At 39.7% G+C, this 5,661-nt stretch carries 5 protein-coding genes; all 5 read left to right on the forward strand.

Annotation, left to right across the window (positions count from 1 at the left end):
- Positions 1-38: 38 nt before the first annotated feature.
- The 5 genes from QAI40_RS16565 (at position 39) to QAI40_RS16585 (ending at position 5,338) form a co-directional block, all read left to right on the forward strand.
- Positions 39-368, forward strand: a complete 330-nt coding sequence (locus QAI40_RS16565; protein ID WP_304511854.1) for a nucleotidyltransferase domain-containing protein — start codon at positions 39-41, stop codon at positions 366-368.
- Between the two features lie 168 nt (positions 369-536).
- A complete protein-coding gene (locus tag QAI40_RS16570; RefSeq protein WP_304511855.1) occupies positions 537-1,922 on the forward strand; it encodes an AAA family ATPase in 1,386 nt (461 codons plus the stop codon).
- Positions 1,922-2,464, forward strand: a complete 543-nt coding sequence (locus tag QAI40_RS16575) for a hypothetical protein (RefSeq protein WP_304511856.1) — start codon at positions 1,922-1,924, stop codon at positions 2,462-2,464. Before QAI40_RS16570 ends, QAI40_RS16575 begins: the two co-directional genes overlap by 1 nt.
- A gap of 510 nt (positions 2,465-2,974) precedes the next feature.
- A complete protein-coding gene (locus tag QAI40_RS16580; protein ID WP_304511857.1) occupies positions 2,975-3,949 on the forward strand; it encodes a KpsF/GutQ family sugar-phosphate isomerase in 975 nt (324 codons plus the stop codon).
- A gap of 63 nt (positions 3,950-4,012) precedes the next feature.
- A complete protein-coding gene (locus QAI40_RS16585; RefSeq protein WP_304511858.1) occupies positions 4,013-5,338 on the forward strand; it encodes an ATP-dependent 6-phosphofructokinase in 1,326 nt (441 codons plus the stop codon).
- Positions 5,339-5,661: the final 323 nt, after the last annotated feature.

The following is a 5,661-nucleotide window of genomic DNA, read 5'->3' on the forward strand; positions in this document are numbered from 1 at the left end:
ACTGAAAATGAACTTAAGAAGATAAAGGATATTTTTAAATGGCTGAAATCAATGATTTGATAGTTAAGAAAGTTAAAATGTTTCTATTTAAATTAAAGGAAAGTGGTGTGTCTGTTGATTCTGCTTATCTTTTTGGTTCATATGCAAAGCGCATAAGCAGCAAGTTTAGCGATATAGATGTGGCCGTTATATCATCTGATTTTTCTGAGGACCGTTTTGAAGAAGGAATAAAACTGGCCAGGATTGCAGGGCAAATTGATAACCGCATTGAACCGATCCCATTTACGCCAGGCAGTTTTGTTGAAGATGATCCTCTGGTCTGGGAAATAAAAAAGGATGGAATTCAAATCAATGACATTGGGATATAATCAGGTGTAAAGTTCAGAATGTGAAAGCAGCATATGGGCATTGCCCATCCCCGCCGTCTGCCTGCTGCGGGCAGATGCTGGTTAATACTGTAAATGTAGTGGGGCAGGATCGCTCTGGAGTTCAAGCGCCGGATGTTTGACGTAAAAGATGTGTAAATGGAGGTTATCATGAAAATCAAGTTGCAAAACCTGGGCATTCTCAAAACTGCGGAATTTGAACTTGGCGATTTAACCATTATCTGCGGGAAAAATAATACTGGTAAAACGTATGCCGTTTATACGTTTTATGGTTTTTTGAAGTTATGGAGAAACATTATAAGCATTGAGCCGCTTCTTAAACATTCCCGGGAACTCATTGATAGCGGCGTAATTAGAATTGAATTGGAGGATTTTAAAAAACGGATTCCTGAGTTATTGCAAAAAGCGTGTAACCGTTATTCAGAAATTCTCTATAAAATATTTGCCTCTTCTGAAAAGCTCTTTGCTGATTCGGTTTTTCAATTGGAGCTCGACACTTCAAAGATAGATATAAGCGGAGAATTCAAGAAAACCATTAGTTCAAGAAAAAAGGATTTGATTGTCTGTTCCAAAGAAGAAAATAGCAGCATCCTGGAAATAGCCGGTTTGTGGGAAAAGGGAGATGAACCAATTTCGGCAAATGCAATAGAACAATTCATTAACAATATCCTGTTGGATATTTTATTTGCCCCGCTTTTTCCTGACCCGTTTATTGCCAGCGCAGAAAGGACAGGAGCTGCTATTTTCAGAAAAGAACTTGATTTTGCACGGAACAGACTTTTAGAAGAAATAGGTGGCATGGAAAGGGATTTGGATCCGTTTAAACTGCTTGATCGTGTGTATGATTCATACGCTTTGCCGGTAAAAGACAATGTGGATTTTACAAGAAACTTAGAAAATATAGCTAAAAAGGACAGTTTCATCGAAAAAGAATACTCTCACATCCTTACTGATTTTCAGGATATTATCGGCGGTGAATACAGGGTTCTCCGCGGCGAGCTTTATTATGTGCCACGTAAAGGCAGAGTTAAATTGACCATGGGCCAAAGTTCAAGCGCCGTCCGATCATTGCTGGATATCGGATTTTACCTGAAACATATGGCTCAACCGGGAGATATGCTCATCGTGGATGAGCCGGAGCTGAATCTGCATCCGGAAAATCAACGAAGGGTGGCGCGTCTTTTTGCTCGTCTTGTAAATATCGGCATCAAGGTATTTATTACCACACATAGCGATTACATAATCAAAGAGCTAAATACTTTGATTATGTTGAAGGCTGGCACGAAGTACTCTCGAAAAGTGATGAAAAATTTTGGATATACCGATAATGAATTACTGTTGCCTCAGCAGGTTAAAGTTTACAGCGCGGGTGAGAACCTGATGAAAATGGCGGACAGAAAGAAAAAAACAAAAGTTGTTACATTCACATACTGCGACATTGATCCGAATCTGGGGATAGAGGTGAAGGGATTTGATGACAGTATCATTGAAATGAATCAAATTCAGGAAGAGATTCTGCTTGGAGGTGATGAATAATGGCATTTGACACGTTTAGGCGGATAATAAGGAACTCGGAAACATGCGGTAACCGACGTAGATTTGAGTTCAGGGAAACGGACAAAAGCAGCAAATTGTCCAAAGTAGTGGTTATGGGATTCCAAACGGATGATTCCGTAAAATTTTCTTTTGACGGGAAAAAGGGCCTGAGTCCGTATCTGTCTCAATCCGGGGATCATCTGAAAGCCTGTGATTATGTTTTGCTTACCAGGATAGACGATCAAAACTATCTGATTTTTATCGAAATGAAATCCGAGTCAATCAATAAAAACAGGGTTTCCAAACAATTTATGAGTTCCATATGCTTTATGGATTATTGCAGCAGCATTCTGAACCGTTTTCACGATAGCGATTTGCTTGAAAAGTGTCAAAAGCGTTTTGTGGTTTTTTACAAATCGCCTCCCATTCCGAAAACCACAACCCTGCTCCAGATGACGGCAATGGGTCATGCGCATAACCTGCCCGACAATCCAATGGTTGTTGCTTATACTAAGCCGGTGCGTATAAGACAGATTCTTTAATCAACATGACGTAAATCGGGGACGTAAAGGAGAAATCCCATATTTGTTAATAAAAACAGGGACAAAATATGTCAAAAAACAGTTTCTTCAATGAGCAAACTGAACAATCGCTGGTCAAAACAACCATTGTTTCTAAATACTTTAATGTTTGGGCAAATGTGTTTATTTCCACACAAAAAGGCTATCCAGAACGTTCTTCATAAATCCTTGGATAGCTTGACTGCGCATAATCATACGTCAGGGCTTGATTTTTAATCGAAAAATTGACAACTTAGCTTAAACCTTTTAATTAAGGGTAACAGTTCGGCCTTTTTTAAAAAATGGCAAAAGTTCACCACGGAACAACACGGAGTTTCACAGAAAATTGTAAACAGAGACGTTCGCAATGATGAGAAGAGTATTTTGATAATTCAGGGCTTGGTCAAAAATAAGTTGGCATTTTTGACCAAGTCCTCAGTGTAATTCCGTGAAAAACCGTGGTGAACTATTAGAAATAGGGAAACAATATATATGATCATTAAAGAAGCAATTGAGGTTCTTAAAATAGAAGCAGAGGGCATACTTGGATTGACAGACCGGATTGACGGCAATTTCTCCAGGATGGTGGAACTTATCTTCAATTCCAGCGGTCGTGTAATAGTGGGCGGTATCGGCAAATCCGGAATAGTGGGCAGAAAGATCGTGGCCACCCTGAACAGCACAGGCACAAGATCAATATTTTTACATCCTGTTGAAGCCATGCACGGAGATCTCGGCATGGTATGTCAGGATGATATATTCCTTGCTCTTTCTTACAGCGGTGAAACCGATGAGCTTAATATCCTTTTATCAAGCATATGCAAGATAGGATGCAAGGTTATAGCTTTTACAGGGAATATACATTCAACCCTGGCAAAACACAGTGATATAGTAATTAACGTTGGTGTCGAAAAAGAAGCATGCCCTTTAGGCCTTGCACCTACTGCCAGCACAACCGCCATGCTTGCAATGGGGGATGCGCTTGCCGTTGTCCTCATTAACAAAAAACATTTTAAACCCAGCGATTTCAAAAAAATTCATCCAGGAGGCATATTGGGCCGGCGGCTTTCCAGTAAAGTTAAAGATATCATGCTGACAGGAGAGGCTGTGCCGGGAGTTTTCGCGGGAACAAGCATGGAAATCGCCATAGATGAAATCAATCGTCTTGAACTGGGAACGACTCTTGTAATAACAAAAGATAAAATCCTTACAGGTATAATAACCGATGGTGATATAAGGCGCATTATTACAAAGAAAAAGAATATTTTTGAGCTTACAGTCGAAGATGTTATGACAAAAAACCCACGAACCGCCGGCCCTGATTCTCCGGCTTACGATGCACTTAACATAATGGAACAGTACCAGATAACTATCCTCCCGATAACTGATTCAATTGGAAAAGTTGAGGGTATTTTGCATCTCCACGATATATTAGGTAAAGGTGATTTTAAATTTAACGGTAAGTAAAAACAAATGATATACCTTTCGAACACAATAAAAACTATCGAAACGTAAGAATTGAGGTTAGTTATGGATTATAATTCCATTGACGCAGAAATAGAGACTTTAGGTAAGCCAAAAATATTATCACCGATCAGCAGATGGGAAAAAAGCGCAAAAAGTCAAAATTTCGTTTCCGATAATGACAAGGTATTAATAGACGTAAAATTTGAGAGGCTTATAAAGACTGTCAAGGCAGGGAAAATACCCACATCATTTGAAATGGCTGGTCCCAGAAGCAAAATATTTTTCGATCCCGACAAACTAAGGTGTGCACTTGTAACATGTGGCGGGCTATGCCCTGGTCTTAATGATATAATTCGTTCAATAGTTTTGGAACTTCATTACAGTTACGGGGTCCAAAATATCTATGGTATGAGATACGGCCTCCAGGGCTTTATTCCAAAATACGGCCACGAGATAGTGGATCTTAAACCTGAATCAGTTGTCAATATACTTGAAATGGGTGGTTCAATCTTAGGGTCTTCAAGAGGAGCGCAGTCAATAGAGGAAATTGTCAATACCCTTAAGAAAATGAACATAGGTATCCTTTTTATGATCGGGGGCGATGGAACACTTATGGCTGCAACCAGGATAATAGATACCATAGCAAAAACGGGCCTGAAAATAAGTGTTATTGGAATACCGAAAACAATAGATAATGATATTTATATGGTATCAAGGACTTTCGGTTTTGATACCGCTGTTGAAATGGCCACACAGGCGATCAGGGGAGCCCACAATGAAGCTGTAGGATATCCAAACGGAATAGGACTTATAAAACTTATGGGAAGGTATTCCGGTTTTATAACGGCAACAAGCGCCCTTGCTCAACAGAATGTAAACTTTGTGCTCATACCGGAAGTCGATTTTGATCTTGAAGGGCCAAAAGGTTTTCTAAACGCGCTTGAAAAGCGTATCCATCTCAGGAAACATGCTGTAATACTGGTGGCTGAGGGAGCAGGCCAGAAGTTTTTTGAAATCGATAAAAATGAACGTGATGAATCAGGAAACATCAGGCTCAAGGATATAGGACTGTTTTTAAAAGACAAAATAATATCTTATTTCCAATCCAGAAACATTAATCTATCACTTAAATATATTGATCCCAGTTATATGATAAGGAGTCTGCCGGCAAATGCCAATGACCATGTTTTTTGCAGCTTTCTGGGACGCGACGCTGTTCATGCCGGCATGGCAGGAAAAACGAGAGTTCTGATCGGCCACTGGAACAACTATTTTGTTCATATCCCAATGGACGCCTCAGCCGGCAAGCGAAAAAAAGTTGATCCAAACGGTAAATTGTGGCTAAGTGTGCTTCATGCAACAGGACAGAGTTCATTTAAGAATGACTAACCGTTCACGGTTACTCAGTTGTCGGTTCACGGTTGTCGGTTCACGGTTTTATGTTTTGACCTCAATTGAGCTGTTAACAATTAGCACAACAATTTCAATATATTGATAGATATCGACATTTCACCCAATGGGTAAAAATCAAATCGCTGACAACCACCTGAAATAATAAGAGCTAATTGCTAAGAGCTAACCGCTCATCTTAGGTTTGAGCAACCGTGAACCGTGAACCGTGAACCGTAAACGGTTACATTATTCCTAATTAATTTATATATCACCGCCGCATGTTTACCTGCAGAACCTTTATTTGATAATACAGCCTTTCT

This window comes from Desulfobacula sp. (genome assembly GCF_030611305.1).
Classification (GTDB): domain Bacteria; phylum Desulfobacterota; class Desulfobacteria; order Desulfobacterales; family Desulfobacteraceae; genus Desulfobacula.

Bases quoted from the DNA above. Each gene is read 5' to 3' on its own strand.
- QAI40_RS16565 (WP_304511854.1), top strand. From the start codon at position 39: ATGGCTGAAATCAATGATTTGATAGTTAAGAAAGTTAAAATGTTTCTA.
- QAI40_RS16570 (WP_304511855.1), top strand. From the start codon at position 537: ATGAAAATCAAGTTGCAAAACCTGGGCATTCTCAAAACTGCGGAATTT.
- QAI40_RS16575 (WP_304511856.1), top strand. From the start codon at position 1,922: ATGGCATTTGACACGTTTAGGCGGATAATAAGGAACTCGGAAACATGC.
- QAI40_RS16580 (WP_304511857.1), top strand. From the start codon at position 2,975: ATGATCATTAAAGAAGCAATTGAGGTTCTTAAAATAGAAGCAGAGGGC.
- QAI40_RS16585 (WP_304511858.1), top strand. From the start codon at position 4,013: ATGGATTATAATTCCATTGACGCAGAAATAGAGACTTTAGGTAAGCCA.